The organism is Streptosporangium sp. CA-115845, assembly GCF_050943795.1.
Classification (GTDB): Bacteria; Actinomycetota; Actinomycetes; order Streptosporangiales; family Streptosporangiaceae; genus Streptosporangium.
Window position 1 is genome coordinate 5,526,796 of record NZ_CP191988.1, and the last position, 17,993, is coordinate 5,544,788.

The 17,993-nt window shown below is 71.3% G+C and carries 16 protein-coding genes; 8 read left to right on the plus strand and 8 right to left on the minus strand.

Going from position 1 to position 17,993, the window contains the following annotated elements; translation table 11 throughout:
• Window positions 1–114 precede the first annotated feature (114 nt).
• The 6 genes from ACQP0P_RS27115 to ACQP0P_RS27140 all read left to right on the plus strand — a co-directional run bounded on the left by ACQP0P_RS27115 (window position 115) and on the right by ACQP0P_RS27140 (window position 8,780).
• On the plus strand, window positions 115–765 hold the full coding sequence (locus ACQP0P_RS27115; RefSeq protein ID WP_433359292.1) for a class I SAM-dependent methyltransferase: 651 nt from the start codon (window positions 115–117) through the stop codon (window positions 763–765).
• 248 nt (window positions 766–1,013) lie between these two features.
• Window positions 1,014–1,976 (plus strand): endonuclease/exonuclease/phosphatase family protein, encoded by a 963-nt coding sequence (locus ACQP0P_RS27120; RefSeq protein ID WP_433359293.1) that lies wholly within the window; start codon window positions 1,014–1,016, stop codon window positions 1,974–1,976.
• 527 nt (window positions 1,977–2,503) lie between these two features.
• Window positions 2,504–4,216, plus strand: coding sequence for an ABC transporter ATP-binding protein (locus ACQP0P_RS27125; protein ID WP_433359294.1), 1,713 nt, complete (start codon window positions 2,504–2,506; stop codon window positions 4,214–4,216).
• Complete coding sequence (locus tag ACQP0P_RS27130) at window positions 4,213–6,108, plus strand: ABC transporter ATP-binding protein (RefSeq protein WP_433359295.1); 1,896 nt, start codon at window positions 4,213–4,215, stop codon at window positions 6,106–6,108. The genes ACQP0P_RS27125 and ACQP0P_RS27130 overlap by 4 nt, the downstream gene beginning before the upstream one ends.
• A gap of 234 nt (window positions 6,109–6,342) precedes the next feature.
• Window positions 6,343–7,221 (plus strand): amidohydrolase family protein, encoded by an 879-nt coding sequence (locus tag ACQP0P_RS27135; RefSeq protein ID WP_433359296.1) that lies wholly within the window; start codon window positions 6,343–6,345, stop codon window positions 7,219–7,221.
• Window positions 7,218–8,780, plus strand: coding sequence for an AMP-binding protein (locus ACQP0P_RS27140; RefSeq protein ID WP_433359297.1), 1,563 nt, complete (start codon window positions 7,218–7,220; stop codon window positions 8,778–8,780). The genes ACQP0P_RS27135 and ACQP0P_RS27140 overlap by 4 nt, the downstream gene beginning before the upstream one ends.
• A gap of 79 nt (window positions 8,781–8,859) precedes the next feature.
• Here the strand turns inward: ACQP0P_RS27140 and ACQP0P_RS27145 are convergent, their stop codons facing one another.
• Window positions 8,860–9,774, minus strand: coding sequence for a helix-turn-helix domain-containing protein (locus ACQP0P_RS27145; RefSeq protein ID WP_433359298.1), 915 nt, complete (start codon window positions 9,772–9,774; stop codon window positions 8,860–8,862).
• A 346-nt stretch (window positions 9,775–10,120) separates the two neighbouring features.
• Between ACQP0P_RS27145 and ACQP0P_RS27150 the strand changes: the two genes are divergently transcribed.
• Both ACQP0P_RS27150 and ACQP0P_RS27155 read left to right on the plus strand, forming a co-directional pair.
• The gene (locus ACQP0P_RS27150; protein ID WP_433359299.1) at window positions 10,121–11,416 is read left to right on the plus strand and encodes a M23 family metallopeptidase; all 1,296 of its coding nucleotides are present in this window, start codon (window positions 10,121–10,123) and stop codon (window positions 11,414–11,416) included.
• A 171-nt stretch (window positions 11,417–11,587) separates the two neighbouring features.
• The gene (locus ACQP0P_RS27155) at window positions 11,588–12,646 is read left to right on the plus strand and encodes a hypothetical protein (RefSeq protein ID WP_433359300.1); all 1,059 of its coding nucleotides are present in this window, start codon (window positions 11,588–11,590) and stop codon (window positions 12,644–12,646) included.
• Window positions 12,647–12,806: 160 nt separating this feature from the next.
• Here ACQP0P_RS27155 and pcaC read toward each other — a convergent pair whose 3' ends face one another.
• The 7 genes from pcaC to ACQP0P_RS27190 are packed head-to-tail and all read right to left on the minus strand — an operon-like array spanning window position 12,807 to window position 17,982.
• The gene (gene pcaC / locus ACQP0P_RS27160; RefSeq protein WP_433359301.1) at window positions 12,807–13,922 is read right to left on the minus strand and encodes a 4-carboxymuconolactone decarboxylase; all 1,116 of its coding nucleotides are present in this window, start codon (window positions 13,920–13,922) and stop codon (window positions 12,807–12,809) included.
• Complete coding sequence (locus tag ACQP0P_RS27165) at window positions 13,919–14,191, minus strand: hypothetical protein (protein ID WP_433359302.1); 273 nt, start codon at window positions 14,189–14,191, stop codon at window positions 13,919–13,921. Before ACQP0P_RS27165 ends, pcaC begins: the two co-directional genes overlap by 4 nt.
• The gene (pcaG, locus tag ACQP0P_RS27170; protein WP_433359303.1) at window positions 14,178–14,717 is read right to left on the minus strand and encodes a protocatechuate 3,4-dioxygenase subunit alpha; all 540 of its coding nucleotides are present in this window, start codon (window positions 14,715–14,717) and stop codon (window positions 14,178–14,180) included. The genes ACQP0P_RS27165 and pcaG overlap by 14 nt, the downstream gene beginning before the upstream one ends.
• The gene (gene pcaH, locus ACQP0P_RS27175; RefSeq protein ID WP_433359304.1) at window positions 14,714–15,454 is read right to left on the minus strand and encodes a protocatechuate 3,4-dioxygenase subunit beta; all 741 of its coding nucleotides are present in this window, start codon (window positions 15,452–15,454) and stop codon (window positions 14,714–14,716) included. The genes pcaG and pcaH overlap by 4 nt, the downstream gene beginning before the upstream one ends.
• Window positions 15,455–15,461: 7 nt before the next feature.
• A complete protein-coding gene (locus tag ACQP0P_RS27180) occupies window positions 15,462–16,619 on the minus strand; it encodes a thiolase family protein (RefSeq protein ID WP_433359305.1) in 1,158 nt (385 codons plus the stop codon).
• Window positions 16,616–17,245 (minus strand): CoA transferase subunit B, encoded by a 630-nt coding sequence (locus tag ACQP0P_RS27185; protein WP_433359306.1) that lies wholly within the window; start codon window positions 17,243–17,245, stop codon window positions 16,616–16,618. The genes ACQP0P_RS27180 and ACQP0P_RS27185 overlap by 4 nt, the downstream gene beginning before the upstream one ends.
• Window positions 17,242–17,982, minus strand: coding sequence for a CoA transferase subunit A (locus ACQP0P_RS27190; protein ID WP_433359307.1), 741 nt, complete (start codon window positions 17,980–17,982; stop codon window positions 17,242–17,244). The genes ACQP0P_RS27185 and ACQP0P_RS27190 overlap by 4 nt, the downstream gene beginning before the upstream one ends.
• Window positions 17,983–17,993 lie beyond the last annotated feature (11 nt).

The following is a 17,993-nucleotide window of genomic DNA, read 5'->3' on the forward strand; positions in this document are numbered from 1 at the left end:
GGAAGCCTCGCGGACGGCTTCCGGGCCATCCCGTCCCCGGTACGGCGGCGGAAGCTCGATCATCAAAGCCCGCTAAACTGGCATAACCCCCTCAGCTGGGGGAATGAGCTGTCGGTGCTCTCTCAAACTCGTCCCGCCGGCGGGGACACGCTCACCTTCCTCGGCGCGATCATGCGTAACCCCCAGCAGCTGGGCGCGATCGCACCCAGCTCGAAGGCCGTCGCCCGCCTGGCCGCGTCGGTGGTCCCGGCCACTCCCGGAGCCGTGGTCGTCGAACTCGGCGCCGGCGGTGGGGTGATCAGCGACGCGATCCGCGACCGCCTGCCGCCCGGAGGGCGACAGCTCGCCGTGGAGGTCAACGAGGGCATGGTGAGCCATCTGCGACGCAGCAGGCCCTGGCTTGAGGTGATCGCCGCTGATGCGGGGGACCTGGGCAAGCTGCTGAGGCAGGCCGGTCTGTCCCACGCCGACGCGATCGTCTCCTCCCTTCCCTGGACGCTGTTCGAGGAGGCGCGGCAGCGGCGCATCCTGGAGGAGATCTCGGCCTCGCTCATCCCCGGCGGCACCTTCAGCACCATCACGACGCTGACCGTGCTGCCGCTACAACGCTTCCGGCACTTCCGCGGCCTCATGGAGGACACGTTCACCACTGTCGAAAGCCTGGGCCCGATCTGGCGCAACGTGCCGCCCGCCCTGGTGTACACCGGGGTCCGGGCGGGTGAGCGGCCGGCGGAAGACGTCTCCGGCGAGCTGGGCGGGGTTTGACCGCCCGCACGACGGCCGGGTGGGAGCGCCCCGCGGATCCTGCCGGGGTCCGCGGGGCGCCGCGCCAGAGGAGCCGCGCGGAGAGCGGGAAGGAGCGGAAGGCCTTCATGTCACCGGCCTGACGCCGAGACCATGGCGGCCGGAGGGCCTCGGCACTCCGTCCTCACCCAATCCGGCCTCCCCGGCTGCGCGGATAAAGCCATCAATCTCCACTGAATCTGCACAGAGGACCGTTACGCTCCCGGTTCATGATCAGATCGAGATGGGTGGGCCTGCTGCTGGTCTGGCCGATGGTGCTGCCGTTCGCGGTGTGGGCGGTGCTCAGGACCGGCGGGTGGACCCCGGTGTGGCAGTGGGTCCCCCTGGTGGCCTTCACCCCGTACGCGGCGGTGGCCTCGGTGATCCCGCTGCTCCTGGCCCTGGGGCTGCGCCGCTGGGCTGCCGCGGCCCTCGCCCTGGTCACCAGCGTGGTGCTGACGACGGCCGTGCTCCCCCGCTACTTCGGCGACGGCGACCAGCCCGCCTCGGACGAGCGGCTCCGGGTGCTCGCCGCGAACCTGGCCGTCGGCGCGGGAGACACCGACGCCCTGATGGATCTCGTGCGCTCCCTCGATCCGGACGTGCTGGCCCTCCAGGAACTCACCCCCGCCGCGCGCGAGCGCCTGGAGGCGGCCGGCCTGCGCAGGCGCATGCCCCATCTGGTGGATCGCGCGGTCAACGGGGTACACGGCTCCGGCATCTACTCCAGGCATCCCATCACCGAGCAACCCCTGATCGCGCTGGGCAGGTTCCGGCAGGCACGGGGGGTGATCAGGCATCCGAGCGGCCACGAGGTCGAGGTCGTCTCGGTCCACCCCTGCGCCCCCAGGTACGACTACAAGGTCCGGTGCTGGGACGAGGGGCTGCGGGCACTGCCCAGGGCGGGCGGGCAGCTGCGGGTACTGGCCGGCGACTTCAACGCCACCCTCGACCACGGGCTGGTACGCGACCTGCTCGGCAGCGGCTACCGCGACGCGGCCGACGTCACCGGGAACGGCCTGATCCCCACCTGGCCGCAGCAGGGCTGGGAGCCCCTGCCCGGTGTGACGATCGACCACGTGCTCGCCGACTCGCGCATGGCGGTCAACAGCTTCAGCGTCCACCCTCTGCCGGACACCGACCACCGCCCGGTCTTCGCCGAGCTCGGCCTGCCCCGGTTCACGGGTCGCTGAGCCAGGCCGGGCCCATCACGATCCGGGGCGGACCGCGATGGGCCCGGCTCGGATCATCCGGGTTCCCGGACCGCCGAGCGGAGCTCGGACGGTCGCGGCTCTCCGCGAGCGGGACCCGCCGAGGTTCGCGCCGGGGGCAGGTTCGTGCCCTCCCGCAGGATCCGGGCCGCGCTCCGGGGAAAGGCACGAGGTCATCGGCCTCACTGACCTGGCGGTTACAGGATGGCAGCCGTCGCATCAATTGCCGACCCCGTACTCGGGCACGGAAACTGAATGGTCGCCCGCGCCGTGCGGGTGAGGGTGATCCGACGGGGCGTCCACCTGGGACGGTGGTGCGGGAGAACGGTTGAGCGGGGATGGGCCTCCGGTTCGCCATGCCCTCGAACGGCGATCACCTGGTGTGAGCACCGTGAGGAGTGTGCCGCCTGTTGATGCCCCCTGATACCGAGGCCACCGAAACAGAGTCCCGAACCCGACAATCCCCACCTCTCCCTCGCCGCCGCGACGAAGTCCGCTCCCTGTGGCGGTTGAAGTCCTACCTGCGCCCCTACGCCACCCGCCTGGTCGTCATCTGGGTGCCGGCCTTCGCCGCGGTCGGGATCGGCATCGCCATCCCGCTGATCGGCAGGGAGATCATCGACGGCCCCGTCGCCCAGGGGGACAGCGAGGCACTGTTCCCCCTCGCCCTGCTCGCCATGGGGCTGGGCGTGACCGAGGCGTTCCTCGTCTTCCTGCGGCGCTGGCTGCTGGCCGACGCGGTCCTGGGCCTGGAGACCAGCATCCGCGACGACCTCTACAGCCACCTGCAGCGGCTGCCGATGGGCTTTCACGCCTCCTGGCAGTCGGGCCAGCTGCTCTCCCGGGCGACAACCGACCTGTCGGCCATCCGGCGCTTTCTCGGCTTCGGCCTGCTCTTCCTCGTCCTGGTCACCGTCCAGATCGTGACGGTGACCGGATTGCTGCTCCGTATGTACTGGCCGCTCGGGCTGCTGGTCGTCGCCTCGGCGGTGCCGATCGTGCTCACCTCGCTGCACTTCGAGCGCAGGTACATCCTCATCTCCCGCCGGGTCCAGGACGAGCAGGGCGACCTCGCCACCGTCGTCGAGGAGTCGGCGGCCGGCATCCGGACGATCAAGGCGTTCGGCCGCGGCCGGCACGTCTCGGGGATCTTCGAGGAGGGGGCCGTGAAGATCTACGGGATCTCGATGGAGAAGGTCCGCCTGTCGGCGAGGTTCTTCACCTTCCTTGAGGTGATCCCGAACATCACCCTCGCGCTCGTGCTGCTGCTCGGCGCCCTGGCGGTCGGCTCCGGCACCCTGACGCTGGGCACGCTGGTGGCCTTCGCCACCCTGATGCTGCAGCTGGTCTGGCCCATCGCGGCACTCGGCTTCATTCTGACGATGGGCCAGGAGGCGATGACCGCGGCGGACCGGGTGATGGAGGTGCTCGACACCGAACCGGAGATCGTCGGGGGCACCCGCGTGATCGAACGGCCCCGCGGACACCTGCGTTTCGAGGGCGCGGGGTTCCGCTTCCCCGGCGACGCCGAGCCGGTGCTTCACGATGTCTGGCTGGAGGTGCGACCGGGGGAGACGATGGCGGTCGTGGGTGCGACGGGGTCGGGCAAGACCACCCTGACCTCCCTGGTGCCGCGACTGTACGACGTGAGCACGGGCCGGGTCACGATCGACGGCGTCGACGTCCGCGACCTGCCGCTGCCCGAGCTGCGCTCGCTGGTCGCCACCGCCTTCGAGGAGCCGACGCTGTTCTCGATGAGCGTCAGGGAGAACCTCACGCTGGGGCGGCACGACGCGACCGAGGAGGAGATCGCGACCGCGCTGCGGATCGCCCAGGCCGGATTCGCGTACCGGCTGCCGTGGGGCCTGGAGACCAGGATCGGCGAGCAGGGCATGTCCCTGTCCGGCGGCCAGCGCCAGCGGCTCGCACTGGCCAGGGCGGTCCTCAGCCGTCCCAGGATCCTCGTGCTGGACGACACCCTGTCGGCCCTGGACGTCGAGACCGAGGCCCTGGTCGAGCGGGCGCTGCGGCACGTGCTGCGCGAGGCGACCGGCATCGTCGTCGCCCACCGGGCCTCCACGGTGCTGCTCGCCGACCGGGTGGCCCTGCTGCTGGACGGCACGATCGCGCACGTCGGCCGGCACCACGAGCTCATGGCGAGCGTGCCCGAATACCGCGCGCTGCTGTCCGCCGACCCCGACGCGGAGGAGGTGCGGCTGTGAGCGGGGCGAACCCCTCTACGGAGCTCTCCGCGAAGAGCCCGGCGGAGAGCGGGAACGACTCCCAGGAGTGGCGCGGGGTCGCCGCCGAGAACCAGGACGAGTTGTCGGAGCAGGTGTCGTTCCTGTTGCGCAGCAGGTCCAGGCGGCTGCTGGGTGAGCTGCTGCGCCCGTACCGCAGGAAGATCGTCGTGCTTGTCGCGATCATCGTGACCTGCAACGTCGCCTCGCTCGCCATCCCCTACCTGGTCAAGGTGGGCATCGACGCGGGCATCCCGCCGATGGTCGCGGGCGCAGGATCGGGGACGCTGGTGACCGTCGTCTCGGCGATCCTGGCCGCGGCGGTCATCCAACTGGTGACCCGGCAGGTGTTCCTCAGGATGGCCGGGCGCATCGGCCAGAGCATCCTGCTGGAGCTGCGGCGACGGGTCTTCCGCCACTTCCAGAGGCTGTCGCTGTCGTTTCACGACGACTACACCTCGGGCCGGGTCGTCTCCCGCCTCACCTCCGACATCGACGCCATCTCCGAGATGCTCCAGTCGGGCTTCGACGATCTCGTCACCGCCGTGCTGACGCTGGTCGGCACGGCGGTCCTGCTGCTCGTCCTGGACGTCCATCTCGGCGTGGTCGCGCTGCTGCCGCTGCCGGTCCTGGCGCTGTTCACCGGCTGGTTCCGGCGGCAGTCGAGCATCGTCTACCGCCGGACCCGGGAGGCCGTGGCCCTGGTGATCGTCCATTTCGTGGAGTCGATGGCCGGCATGCGCGCGGTCCAGGCCTTCCGCAGGGAGCCGCGCAACCAGACGATCTTCGCCCAGCTGAACGCCGACTACCGGGCTGCCAACCTGCGGGGCGCGCAGCTGTCCGCGATCTTCTCTCCGGGGGTCAAGCTGATCGGGAACGTGACGGTCGCGGCGGTCCTGTTCTACGGCGGCGTGCTGGCGATCCAGGGCGGGGTCACGGTTGGCGTGCTGGCCGCGTTCCTGCTCTACCTGCGCCAGTTCTACGAGCCCATGCAGGAGATCAGCCAGTTCTATAACACGTTCCAGTCGGCGGGGGCGGCGCTGGAGAAGCTCTCCGGCGTGCTGCAGGAGCGCCCCTCGGTGGCCGAGCCCGGCGACCCGGTGATCCTGGAGCGCCCGCGCGGCAGGGTCGAGTTCCAGCATGTGGAGTTCTCCTATCTGGACGGCACCCCGGTACTGCCCCGGCTGGACCTGGTGGTCCCCGCCGGGCAGACCGTGGCGCTGGTCGGCACCACCGGGGCGGGCAAGACCACGCTGGCGAAGCTGGTCGCCAGGTTCTACGACCCGGTGGCTGGGCGGGTGCTGCTGGACGGGATCGACCTGCGCGACCTCGGCGAGGAGTCGCGGCACGCCGCGATCGTCCTGGTGACACAGGAGAACTTCCTGTTCAGTGGCTCGGTGGCGGACAACATCGGATTCGGCCGGCCTGGCGCGAGCATGACCGACATCGTGGCCGCGGCCCGCTCGATCGGCGCCGACGCTTTCGTCTCGGCGCTTCCCGAGGGCTACGACACCCAGGTCGGCAAGCACGGTGGCAGGTTGTCGGCCGGGCAGCGGCAGCTGGTGGCGTTCGCCAGGGCGTTCCTGGCCGACCCCGCGGTACTGATCCTCGACGAGGCGACGTCCAGCCTGGACGTCTCCAGTGAGCGGCTGGTGCAGCGGGCGATGCAGACGATCCTGGCGGACCGGACCGCCCTGATCATCGCGCACCGCCTGTCGACCGTCGAGATCGCCGACCGGGTGCTGGTGATGGACGGCGGCAGGATCGTCGAGGACGGCTCTCCGGGCGAGCTCGCCGTGCGGGCGGGCCGCTACGCCGACCTGCACCGCGCCTGGCTCGACAGCATCTCCGACCACCGGGACCTTCCCGGCTGACCCGTCCCGCCCGTGCCGGGAGACCGGTGGTGCGATGGCCCGATATCGGGCCATCGCACCACCGGCTCCATGATGGCCAATCGATCGATTGATTGATACTCTTCCTCCGTGCCGCCCCGGCCATAAAATCAAGGCATGAAAGCAGAGCTCATAAAGATGCGACGGTGAGAGATCACCCTCATCGCCAATCGATCGATTGGGCTCCCTGCCATGCCGATCCGCAAAGGCCTACGTATGAGAATCATCGACGCGCGGGTCCGGCTCCCCCAGCACCTGCGTGAGACCGCGACCTACAACGCCCCCTTTCGGCAGACCGAGCAGTACGACCGCGTGCTGGGACTGACCGGCAAGATGAACGAAGGCACACTGCCCGGCCTGCTGGCCGCCATGGACGCGGAGGGTATCGACCGGGCGGTCATGCACGCCGAGTCCGAGGGCGGCGAGTCCGCGGAGGCGCTGAACGAGGCGCTGGTCAAGGTGGTCGCCGAACATCCCGGCCGCTTCTCGGGCATCGGCACCGTGGACCTGTACCCGCCCCGGCCGACGCGGGCGGCCAGGCAGGTCGCCGCCGCGGCCGCCCAGGGGCTGCTCGGCGTGGCCGTGCAGCCCGCCTTCTTCGGCCTGGACATCGACGACCGCGCCCTCTACCCGATGTACTCGCGCGCCGAGGAGCTCGGCCTGGTCGTCGCGGTGCACACCGGCATCACCTACTCGCGGATGCATCCCATCAGGCACGAGCGTCCCGAGTTGCTGGACCAGGTGGCGTGCGACTTCCCCGATCTGCGGCTCATCGCCTGCCACGCGGGATGGCCGTGGGCCACCGAGTTCTGCGCCGTGGCGCGCCGGCACCCCACGGTCTACCTGGAGTTCGGCGGGCTGGCCCCGAAGTACGTGTCCCGCCCGGGCACCGGATGGGACACCGTGTTCGGCATGATGTCCACGGTGCTGCGCGGTCAGGTTCTCTACGGCAGCGACTGGCCGGTGATGGAGCCCTCCCGCGCGCTCGCCGAATGGCGTGAGTCCGGCCTGCCCGAGCCCGCGCTGGAGGCGCTGTTCGCGGACAACGCGGCCCGGCTGTTCGGTCTGGAACGGTCGCTCTGCGAGCGGTCATGACCCTCACCCGGCTGCTTGACGAGCGTGCCCGGCGGCACCCGGCCAAGGTGTTCCTGCGCACCCGTGAGGGCGACCTCAGCTACGCCGAGTTCCACGAGCGGTCCCGCGCGCTCTCCGCGGGCCTCGCGGCGCTCGGGGTGCGGCCGGGCGAGCCGGTCGCCGTACTGATGCGCAACAGTGCCGACGCGGTGCTGACCTGGTTCGCGGCCGCCCGCCTGGGTGCGGTGCACGTGCCGGTCAACACCTCGCTGATCGGTTCCGGCCTGGCCCATGCCCTCCAGGTGACCCGGGCACGCGTCATGGTGGTCGACGCGGAACTGCTGCCCGGCCTGGCCGCGCTGCCACACGAGCCGTCCGGTCTGGAGGCGATCCTGGTGCGCGGCGCCGGAGACGCCCTTCCCGCCTGGCACGGCACGGCGCGCGTCGCCCGCTTCGAGCGGGCGGCACTACCCGGCGTGGCCGTGGCACCGGCGGAGACCGGCGCGCTCGCACCGGCGATGATGCTGTTCACCTCGGGGACCACCGGCCCTTCCAAGGCGTGCGTGCTCTCCAACCGCTACCTCGTGCGGCAGGGCGAACTGCACGCGGAGAACCTCCGGCTGACCGCCGGGGACGTCCTGTACTGCCCGTTCCCGCTGTTCCACATCGACGCCGCCACGCTGACCGTCGTGGCGGCCCTGTCGGTCGGGGCCGTCGCGGCGATCGGCGCCGGGTTCAGCGCGTCGGGGTTCTGGGACGAGGTCCGCCGCTTCGACGCCACGGTCTTCAACTTCATGGGCGCGACCCTGACCATCCTGTGGAAGCGCCCACCTCGGCCGGACGACCGGGCGCACCGGGTCCGCCTGGCGTGGGGCGTGCCGATGCCCGCCTGGCGGGACGGGTGGGAGCAGCGGTTCGGGTTCCCGCTGCTGGAGGTGTACGGGCTCACCGACGGCGGCGTGCCGGTCTACGAGCCGCTCGACGCCCCCCCACGCCCCGGGTCGTGCGGTCGCGTCATCTCGCAGTACGAACTCGCCATCGGCGGGGAAGACGGCTCGCCACTGCCACCGGGTGAGATCGGGGAGATCCTGATCCGCCCCCGCGAGCCCGGCCTCGTCATGAACTCCTACCACGGGATGCCCGAGGCCACCGCCGCCGCCTTCCACGGCGAGTGGCTGCGCACCGGCGACCTCGGCCGCCTCGACGAGGACGGCCACCTCTACTTCTGCGGCCGCGCCAAGGACGGGATCCGCCGCCGGGGCGAGAACATCTCCGCCTACGAGGTCGAGCAGGTCGTGGAGGGACATCCGAGTGTGCTGGAGGCCGCGGCCGTCGGCGTGCCCAGCGAGCTGACCGAGGAGGATCTGAAGGTCTGCGTCGTGCTGCGCCCCGGCGCGAGCCTCACCGCCGAGGAACTCACCGAGCACTGCGCCCGCCACGCCGCGCCGCACATGGTCCCCCGGTACGTCGAGTTCCTCGACCTGCTGCCGAAGACGCCGACCCAGAAGGTGGAGAAGTTCCAGCTCAGGCAGGCCGGGATCACCCCGGCCACCTGGGATCGGGAGGCCGCGCACCGGTGACCGGCCGCCCCCGCGCGCCCGACGAAGGACGCGCGGGGGCGGCCGGCTTACGTTTTCCGGCGATTCGCCGACCGCCGACTCACTCGCGCGGTTTCCCCGTTTCGGTGTACGGGACCGGCACGAACTCGCATCCCGGCATGGCCGGCACCGGGTGGACGGGAGCATCGACGTGCTCGGCCCCGACGAACCCCCACCCCGACCAGCTTTCCTTTCCCGGCTCCGAGCGGTCCCCTCGGGTGTAGTACCAGATGTTCCCGCCGTCGCTCTGGACCCGTCCGAAGGCCCAGCAGACGAACCAGCTCTTCGGGGTGTCCAGGATCGCTATCTTCTCGGTCGGATCCACGGTGAGGTACAGCGGGGCCTCGGGCCGGTTGGCGCACACGAAATCCGTACTCCATACGTGGCCGCCCTGCCTGGCGTCGACGTGCCTGACGCCCCGGCGGACGATGCAGGAGTGCGCGCCGACGGTCATCGAGGCGACCGACGCCTGCTCCACGGTCTTCGCACCCTCATCCCGGCCGCTCTCGAAGGGCCACACCAGGAGCACGGTCAGGGACAGGACGGCGAGGACGGTCAGAACGACCTGTACGGGCCGCGTGCGCCTTCCGCCTCCATAAAGGATCGTCGGGCGCCCACGCGCGCCGATCACCGGTGACGGGTCCTCCGGCTCCGCGGCGACCAGCAGGCTCCGCACCGCGTCGCGCTCCTCCCGCTCCTGGTCCTGCCTGGCCACTCTGGGCTCCGCCTCGGCCGCCTGGGCACGCACCCATCGCCGATGCAGCTCGATGAGCTCCTGCCGGTTCGCCCGGCACTCCTTGGCGAACTGTTCCAGGACGGTGAAGCGCGGTGGCACGCCGTCCCCCGAGCAGTAGCGGTGAAGCGCGGACTTGCTGATGCCGAGCCGCTTGGCGAGCGCGTCATAGCTCCGGCCGGTCTTGGCCTTCAACTCGCGTAGATATGAGGCTAGATCCTCAACGGCGGACGGTTCCGACATCTTCGCTCCCCAAGCCCGGATCCCCCCGAGTTTGACGCCCGCAGGCTAACAGGAACGACCACTCGTTGTCCCGTACGCCACCTTCGTCCCACCTCTATCCCACGACGCCTGGGATTCCGCTGGCCAGCATGCCTCTACGTCCCATTCTCCCGTCCTGTCCCATATTCGTTGTCGCCGGGCGGCGGGCCGGTCACGGTGATGACCAGCAACCACGCCGAGATCGCCACCTCGGCTCGACCGGCTTCGGCCCCACGGACCGGAGCCTGACTCGTCAGGGGGACGTATAACTATGAATCCACTCGTTTCCAGCGGCCCGCAACCGCCCAGAACATCCCGTCTGGCCCGGATGAGGGTGGCGATGGTGGCCGCGCTGGTCGTGCTCACCGGCGGCACGGCGACCCCGCCGGCGCACGCCGCCGCGGCCCCGGCCTTCCAGACCCCCTTCCCCTGTGGGATGGCGGTCGACCTGACCACCGGCCCCACTCACGACCGCGCGCGGGGCAAACTCCTCGACATGTACCGCGCGCCCTGGAGCAACAGCCAGATCCAGTCGGGCACGCCGATCACGGCCGCGGCCGGGGGCGTGGTCACCGCGTCACGTTTCGAGTCGGGCGCGGGCCACCTGGTCAAGATCAACCATGGTGACAACTACTACACCTTCTATATGCATCTGAAGACGAGGAACGTCACGGTGGGCCAGCAGGTGACCGCCGGACAGCAGATCGGCGAACTGGGCAACAGCGGGACGAACTCCGGCGGCGCGTTCCACCTGCACTACGAGGTGTTCCGCGACACCAACGGCGACGGCAGCGGCGCGGTCTCCGAGCTGATCTATCCGACTTTCAACGGGGTCGAGTATCACCTCAGCGAGGGCGGGAACCCGTACCAGACCACGGTAACGAGCCGCAACTGCGGCGGCTCCAATCTCGGGGTTCTGGAATTCTACCTGTCGGACACCCTGACCTCCGGCCCCCACACCCAGCCCGTCATCTCCTACGGCAACAGCCCGATGATCCCGATCAGCGGCGACTGGGACGGCGACGGCAAGGACACCCCCAGCGCCTACGACCCCACCACCGGAAAGTTCTACCTCAGCAACAACCCCATAACCGGCGCCGCCCAACACGTCATCCTCTACGGCAACCCCAACGCCGACCCCCTGGTCGGCGACTGGGACGGCGACGGCAAAGACAACATCGGCGTCCGCATGGGCTACACCTTCTACCTGCGCACCAGCCCCATCACCACCCCCGCCGACACCACCCAGACCCTCGCCTACGGCGACGCCCCCATGCGCCCCCTGATCGGCGACTGGGACGGCGACGGCAAGGACACCCCCAGCGCCTACGACCCCACCACCGGAAGATTCCTCCTCAGCAACAACCCCATAACCGGCGCCGCCCAACACGTCATCACCTACGGCAACCCCAACGCCGACCCCCTGGTCGGCGACTGGGACGGCGACGGCAAAGACAACATCGGCGTCCGCATGGGCAACGCCTTCTCCTTCCGCACCAGCCCCATCACCACCCCCACCGAAACCACCCAGACCATCACCTACGGCGACGGCAGACCCCACGACCTGCCCATCACCGGCGACTGGAACGGCGACGGCAAGGACACCCACGGCATCGTCCGCTGACCCCCCACCGTACCGCCGGGCGGCGGGCCTGCCAGGAGCGGCCCGCCGCCCGGCGGCAGGCCACCGTTCGAGCAGGGCGGAGGAGGGCAGCAGCGCGGGACACGACCGGATCGCGGTGACGCCAGGCGGCGCCGGTACCGTGATCGGGTCCCCCCACCGCTGGAGGCCCCCATGAAGACAACCGGGAGACGGCCCGTCCTCGCCGACTCCGTCAGGATCACCGAAGACGCCGTGGAGATCCTCGACCGCCGTGTCTATCCCTTCGAGCACCGCTGGGTGCGCTGCGCCACCAGCGAGGACGTCGCGGTGGCCATCGAGCGGATGGTCACCCAGAGCACCGGCCCCTCCTTCGCGGCGACCGCCGGGATGATCCTGGCCGCCCGTGAGGCCCGCGACGAGCCACCGGTCCTGGCGTCGGCCCGGCTGCGCGGGGCGGGCGACCGGCTGATCGCGACCCGGCCCACGAACAACCACATCCGCGACGCCGTCCACGCGGTCCTGGCCGCCACCGTGGACGGGCCGCTCCCCGAGTCGTCGGGAAAGGAACTGGTGGAGGCCGTGACCCGGGCCGCGACCGAGCACGACGCGGCCTACCGGGCGAGCAGCGCGGCCCTGGGCAGGCACGCGGCGGCATTGCTGGAGGACGGCGCACGCGTCCTCACCCACTGTTGGGCCGACACCTACCTGATCGCGACGGTCGAGGCCGCGCAGCAGGCGGGCAAGCGACTGGAGTTCGTCTGCACCGAGACCCGGCCCTACCTGCAGGGAGCGCGGCTGACCGCGCCGACGCTGGTGGAGATGGGCTACCGGCCCACTCTGATCACCGACGGGATGGTCGCCTCGGTGCTGGCCGACGGGCTCGCCGACGTGGCGTTGACCGCGGCGGACCGGGTGACGATGGACGGCCATGTGGTGAACAAGGTCGGCACCCTCGGGGTGGCGCTGGCCGCCCGCGCCTTCGACGTCCCGTACTACGTGGTGATCCCGGCGCCCGACCCCCGGGCGCCGGGAATCGGCGACGTCGTCATCGAGCGGCGAGACGGTGACGAGGTCCTGCACGTGCTGGGAAGGCGCACCGCAGGCGAGGGCGTGACCGGCCACTACCCCGCCTTCGACGCCACTCCCCCGCACCTGGTGACCAGGATCGTGACCGAACGCGGCGCCTTCAGCGCCGAACGCGTGTCGGAGCACTTCGAGGCGCCGGAGCCTTCCGGGTTGTCGATCCCCTGAATCTGCTCCAGGATCCCGGTGCGCCGGCGGCGCTCGACGTAGTCGCGGGTCCTGCTCTCCCCAGGACCATGTTGTCGATGCCCTGCGCGGAGAGCAGGTGCCCGAGGAGCAGGCCGGCGGGTTCCGGCGCCGATGGTTCCCATCCGGGTGCGGTTCATGGTCATCCTTCTGGGGTGTCGGGGGCGGTCTCGGTCAGCACGCGCTGGGCGACGGCGAAGGCGGCGTTGGCGGCGGGCACCCCGCAGTAGATCGCGGTCTGCAGCAGCACCTCGCCGATCTCGTCGGGGGACAGGCCGTTGTGGAGAGCGGCGCGGACGTGCATGGCCAGCTCGTCGAGGTGGCCATGGGCGACGAGCGCGGTCAGCGTGACGCAGCTGCGGGTCCGGCGGTCCAGGCCCGGACGGGTCCAGATCTCGCCCCACGCGTAGCGGGTGATCAGGTCCTGGAAGTCGCGGGTGAAGGCCGTGGTGCGGGCGATCGCCCGGTCCACGTGATCGTCGCCGAGCACCTCGCGCCGGACGGTCATCCCCACCGCGGCGGGCAGGTGCGCGAGCAGGGCGGCGGTGACGGACTCCGGCCGGTCGACGCCCGCCAGGTGGGCGGCTCCGGGGACCTCCACCAGGGTGGATCCGGGGATGCCGTCCGTGAGCCGCCGGGCGTGCGTGGGCGGCGTCGCGAGGTCCTCGCGCCCGGCGAGGATCAGCGTGGGAGCGGTGATCTCCGCGAGGGAGCCGCGCAGGTCGTAGCCGGCGAGGGCGTCGCAGCAGACGGCGTACCCGGCCGGGTCGGTGGCGGCGAGGTCGTCGAGAAGCGGCTGCCGTACGGGACCGGCGAACCACCGCTGGGCGGCGGCCTCCAAGAGCGGCCCCGTCCCCTCGGCGCGGACCGACTCGGCCCGCTCCCGCCACGCCTCCGGCTCGCCGAAGCGGGCGGAGGAGCAGAGCATCGCCAGGGAGAGCACCCGTGCGGGGTGCCGTACGGCCAGGGTCGCGCCGATCGCACCGCCGATGGAGATCCCCGCGTAGTGGAAGCCGGTGAAGCCGTACGCGTCGGCCACCTCCAGCACAAGGTCCGCGAGGTCCTCCATCGCCCGCACGCCGTACGCGCCCGGATCGGACTCACCGTGGCCAGGCAGGTCGAACCTGACCACGCGGAACCGGCGGGCCAGGGCGGCGAGCTGTGGTTCCCAGACCCGCAGCGAGGTGCCGAGCGAGGGCCCGAGGATGAGCGGTTCGCCGTGCCCGGGGCCGTCGATCCGGTAGTGCAGCGGTGTCATCTCTTCTCCTGCCGCGCGGCCTCGCGGAGGTCGTCCACCAGCGGGATGACCAGGTTACCGCCGGAGCGGGCCCGTCCGGCCAGGCCGGGCAGGTCGAAGGCAACGGTCCGGGCCGCGGCGGTGATGGCTGCGGCGTCACCGGTCTCCCGGGCGGCTCCCCGCATCGGCGAGAGCAGCCCGAGGTCGCCCGGGAGCGCGGAGTCGCCGGAGAGCCCGAAGTCCCGTGGTGCCCCGGGGCCGTCCGGGGTTCCGAGGTCACTCGAAGTCAAGGAAGACCGTCTCCTTCTCGCCCTGCAGGTGGATGTCGAACCGGTACACGCCCTCCCGCTCCCGTTCCGCCAGGAGCGTGCGCCCGCGACCGGCAGGCAGCGTGTCGAGGAAGGCGTCGTGCACCAGGTAGACGCGGGTGAACAGGTGGTGCAGCAGGCCGCGGGCGAACACGCAGACGCTGATGTAGCCGTTGCCAGGCGGTAGCGTGCGCAGCGCCCAGTGGCCGTCGGCGTCGGTGGCGACCCGGCCGAAGCCGGTGAAGTCGACCCCGTTCCTGCCGATGACCGCGCCGGTCACCGGGTCGCGGCGGAGGCTACCGGGCGCGCCCGCGAGGTTCCCGGCAGGGTTTGCCTGCCAGAACTCCAGCAACGCGTCGGGGATCGGGGCGCCCGCGCCGTCGTGGACGCGGCCGTGGACGGTGATCGCTGCCGGGTCACCGGCCGGGGCGACGTCGCCGCCGCCGGGGAAGGGCAGCGCATAGCCGTAGAACGGCCCGACGGTCTGCGAGGGAGTGGGGCGGGTCATCGGCCTTCCTCCGTCCAGGTCGCGGCGGGGCCGTCCAGCACGATGTCCCAGCGGTAGCCGAGCGACCACTCAGGCACGGACAGGTCGTGCTCGTAGGCGGCGACCAGCCGCTGCCGGGCTCGGTCGTCGGTGACCGACTGCAGGATCGGGTCGTAGGGGAAGAGCGGGTCGCCCGGAAAGTACATCTGGGTGACCAGGCGCTGGGTGAAGGCCATGCCGAACAGCGAGAAGTGGATGTGCGCGGGCCGCCAGGCGTTGACGTGGTTGCGCCAGGGGTAGGCACCCGGCTTGATCGTGATGAATGTGTACTCACCGTCGTCGCCGGTCAGGCAGCGGCCGACACCGGTGAAGTTCGGATCCAGCGGCGCGGGATGGTCGTCGCGCTGGTGGAGGTAGCGGCCGGAGACGTTGGCCTGCCAGATCTCCACGAGTTGCCCGCGGATCGGGCGTCCGTGGCGGTCGGTGACCCGGCCGTGCACGGTGATCCGCTCGCCCAGCGGGGCGCCGAGGTGCTGCCGGGTCAGGTCGTTGTCCAGGGCGGTCACGTCGGTGACGCCGAAGACCGGCCCGGTCAGCTCGGCGGCCTCGGGGTCCTCCACCGCGACCAGAGGCTGGCTGGGGTGGCGGAGCAGGGTGCCGCGGTAGGGGGCGTAGTCGCGCGCGGGATGGTCACCGGGTACGGCCGCCGCGCGCCGTTCGGTGATCTCCCGGTCGATGTCGGCCTGGGTGAGGGACATGGGGCGGTTACCTTTCGAGGATGACGGCCAGGCCCTGGCCGACGCCGATACACAGGGAGGCCAGGCCGGTACCGGATCCGGCGGCGGCCAGCCGGTGGGCGACCGTGCCGGTGATCCGGGCTCCGGAGGCCCCCAGTGGATGGCCCAGCGCGATCGCCCCGCCCTGCGGGTTGACCGTCGATGGGTCGAGTTCGGGCAGCTCGGCCAGGCAGCCGAGCGTCTGCGCGGCGAACGCCTCGTTCAGCTCGGCGGTGGTCAGGTCGGCGAAGTCGCGGCCCGCTCGCTCCAGTGCCCTGCGGGTCGCCTCGACCGGGCCGAGGCCGAAGTAGCGGGGTTCCAGCGCGCTGACGGCGCTCGCGGTGATCCGGGCCAGGGGTTCCCGGCCGCGCAGCCCGTCCTCGCCGACCAGGAGCAGCGCCGCCGCGCCGTCGTTGAGCGGGGAGGAGTTGCCCGCGGTGACCGTGCCGCCGGTGCGGAAGACCGGCTTGAGCTTGGCCAGCGCCTCCGGCGAGGTGTCGGAACGGATGCCCTCGTCACGGGTCAGGTCGCCGACGGGGACGATCTCGCGCTCGAAGGACGCCTGGGCGGCCTTGCGGTGGCTGGCAAGGGCGAAGGCGTCCTGCTCCTCGCGGGTGATGCCGTGCTTGTCGGCGATCAGCTCGGCGCCCTCGCCGAGGGCGACCGTGTGCTCGGCGGGCATCCGCAGGTTGACCAGCCGCCAGCCGAGGGTGGTGGAGACCAGCTCCTGACCGCCCGCGGGGAAGGCGCGGTCCGGCTTGGGCAGCACCCAGGGCGCGCGGGTCATCGACTCCACTCCCCCGGCGACCACCGCGGAGGCCTCACCGAGGGCGATCATCCGGTAGGCCTGGACGACGGCCTCCATGCCGGAGCCGCACAGGCGGTTGACGGTGACGCCGGGTGTGGTGACGGGGAGCCCGGCCAGCAACACGGCCATCCGGGCGACGTTGCGGTTCTCCTCGCCGGCGCCGTTGGCGTTACCGAGGACGACCTCGTCGGCGGTCTCCTGGCCGGTGCGCTCCATGAGCGCCTTCAGGACGTGCGCGGCCAGGTCGTCGGGGCGCACGCCCGCGAGCGCCCCGCCGTACCGGCCGAAGGGGGTGCGGACGGCGTCGAGGATGTAGACGGTTCTCGTGCCGGTGCTCATGCGGTGACCTCCGCGTCGGTACGGCGGCGCAGCTCGTCCGGGCTCACCCCGGGGGCGGTCTCCACCAGCCTCAGTCCTTCGGAGGTGACGTCCAGGACTCCGAGGTCGGTGATGATCCGGTGGACGCACGCCCGGCCGGTGAGCGGGAGCGAGCACTCCTTCACGATCTTGGGTGAGCCGTCCTTGGCCGTGTGCTCCATGATGACGACGATCCTGCGGGCGCCGTGCACCAGGTCCATCGCCCCGCCCATGCCCTTGACCAGCCTGCCGGGGACCATCCAGTTGGCCAGGTCGCCGCGGGCCGAGACCTGCATCGCGCCCAGCACCGCCACGTTGACGTGACCGCCGCGGATCATGCCGAAGGAGAGCGACGAGTCGAAGAACGACGCGCCGGGCAGCGCGGTCACGGTCTCCTTGCCCGCGTTGATCAGGTCGGGGTCGACCTCGTCCTCGGCCGGGTAGGGGCCGACGCCGAGGACGCCGTTCTCCGAGTGCAGAACGATGTCCGTACCGGCCGGGAGGAACGACGGGATGCGCGTGGGCAACCCGATGCCGAGATTGACGTAGTCGCCGTCGCGCAGCTCCGCCGCCGCCCGCGCGACCATCTCGTCCCGTGTCCAGCTCATGGGGTGCGCACCGTCCGCTTCTCGATTCCCTTCTCGGCGGCCTGCTCGGGGGTGAGCGGAAACACCCGCTGCACGAAGATCCCGGGGAGGTGGACCTCGTCGGGGTCCAGCTCGGTCAGCTCCTCGACCTCGGCGATCGTGACCCGCCCGGCCATCGCGGCCAACGGGTTGAAGTTGCGGGATGCCTTGGCGAAGACCAGGTTGCCGTGCCGGTCGCCCTTGGCCGCGCGGACCAGCGCGAAGTCGGTGGTGATGCCGTGCTCCAGGACATACGGCCGACCGTCGAACTCACGGACCTCTTTGGGCCGCGAGGCCACCGCGACCGATCCGTCGGAGGTGTGCCGGAGCGGGAGCCCGCCGTCGGCGACCGGGGTGCCGACCCCGGCGGGGGTGTAGAAGGCGGGAATGCCGCACCCGCCCGCGCGCAGCCGCTCGGCCAGGCTGCCCTGTGGGGTCAGCTCGACCTCCAGCTCGCCTGCCAGGTATTGCCGGGCGAATTCCTTGTTGTCGCCGATGTAGGAGGCGGTCATCCGGGCGATCCGCCGGGCGGCCAGCAGCACGCCCAGGCCGCCGCCGTCCACTCCGCAGTTGTTGGAGACCACGCTGATGCCGGTCACGCCTGTGTCGTATAGCGCCTGGATCAGCACGTTCGGGATGCCGCTGAGGCCGAAGCCGCCGACCGCGAACGACGCGCCATCGTGCACCCCGGCCAGCGCCTCGGCGGTCGTGGCCGCCACCTTGCCGTTTC

What these genes read in the sequence shown, in the direction of transcription:
- ACQP0P_RS27120 (WP_433359293.1), top strand. Translation starts at nt 1,014, where the DNA reads ATGATCAGATCGAGATGGGTGGGCCTGCTGCTGGTCTGGCCGATGGTG.
- ACQP0P_RS27135 (WP_433359296.1), top strand. Translation starts at nt 6,343, where the DNA reads ATGAGAATCATCGACGCGCGGGTCCGGCTCCCCCAGCACCTGCGTGAG.
- ACQP0P_RS27140 (WP_433359297.1), top strand. Translation starts at nt 7,218, where the DNA reads ATGACCCTCACCCGGCTGCTTGACGAGCGTGCCCGGCGGCACCCGGCC.
- ACQP0P_RS27145 (WP_433359298.1), bottom strand. Translation starts at nt 9,774, where the DNA reads ATGTCGGAACCGTCCGCCGTTGAGGATCTAGCCTCATATCTACGCGAG.
- ACQP0P_RS27150 (WP_433359299.1), top strand. Translation starts at nt 10,121, where the DNA reads ATGAGGGTGGCGATGGTGGCCGCGCTGGTCGTGCTCACCGGCGGCACG.
- ACQP0P_RS27155 (WP_433359300.1), top strand. Translation starts at nt 11,588, where the DNA reads ATGAAGACAACCGGGAGACGGCCCGTCCTCGCCGACTCCGTCAGGATC.
- pcaC (WP_433359301.1), bottom strand. Translation starts at nt 13,922, where the DNA reads ATGACACCGCTGCACTACCGGATCGACGGCCCCGGGCACGGCGAACCG.
- pcaG (WP_433359303.1), bottom strand. Translation starts at nt 14,717, where the DNA reads ATGACCCGCCCCACTCCCTCGCAGACCGTCGGGCCGTTCTACGGCTAT.
- pcaH (WP_433359304.1), bottom strand. Translation starts at nt 15,454, where the DNA reads ATGTCCCTCACCCAGGCCGACATCGACCGGGAGATCACCGAACGGCGC.
- ACQP0P_RS27180 (WP_433359305.1), bottom strand. Translation starts at nt 16,619, where the DNA reads ATGAGCACCGGCACGAGAACCGTCTACATCCTCGACGCCGTCCGCACC.
- ACQP0P_RS27185 (WP_433359306.1), bottom strand. Translation starts at nt 17,245, where the DNA reads ATGAGCTGGACACGGGACGAGATGGTCGCGCGGGCGGCGGCGGAGCTG.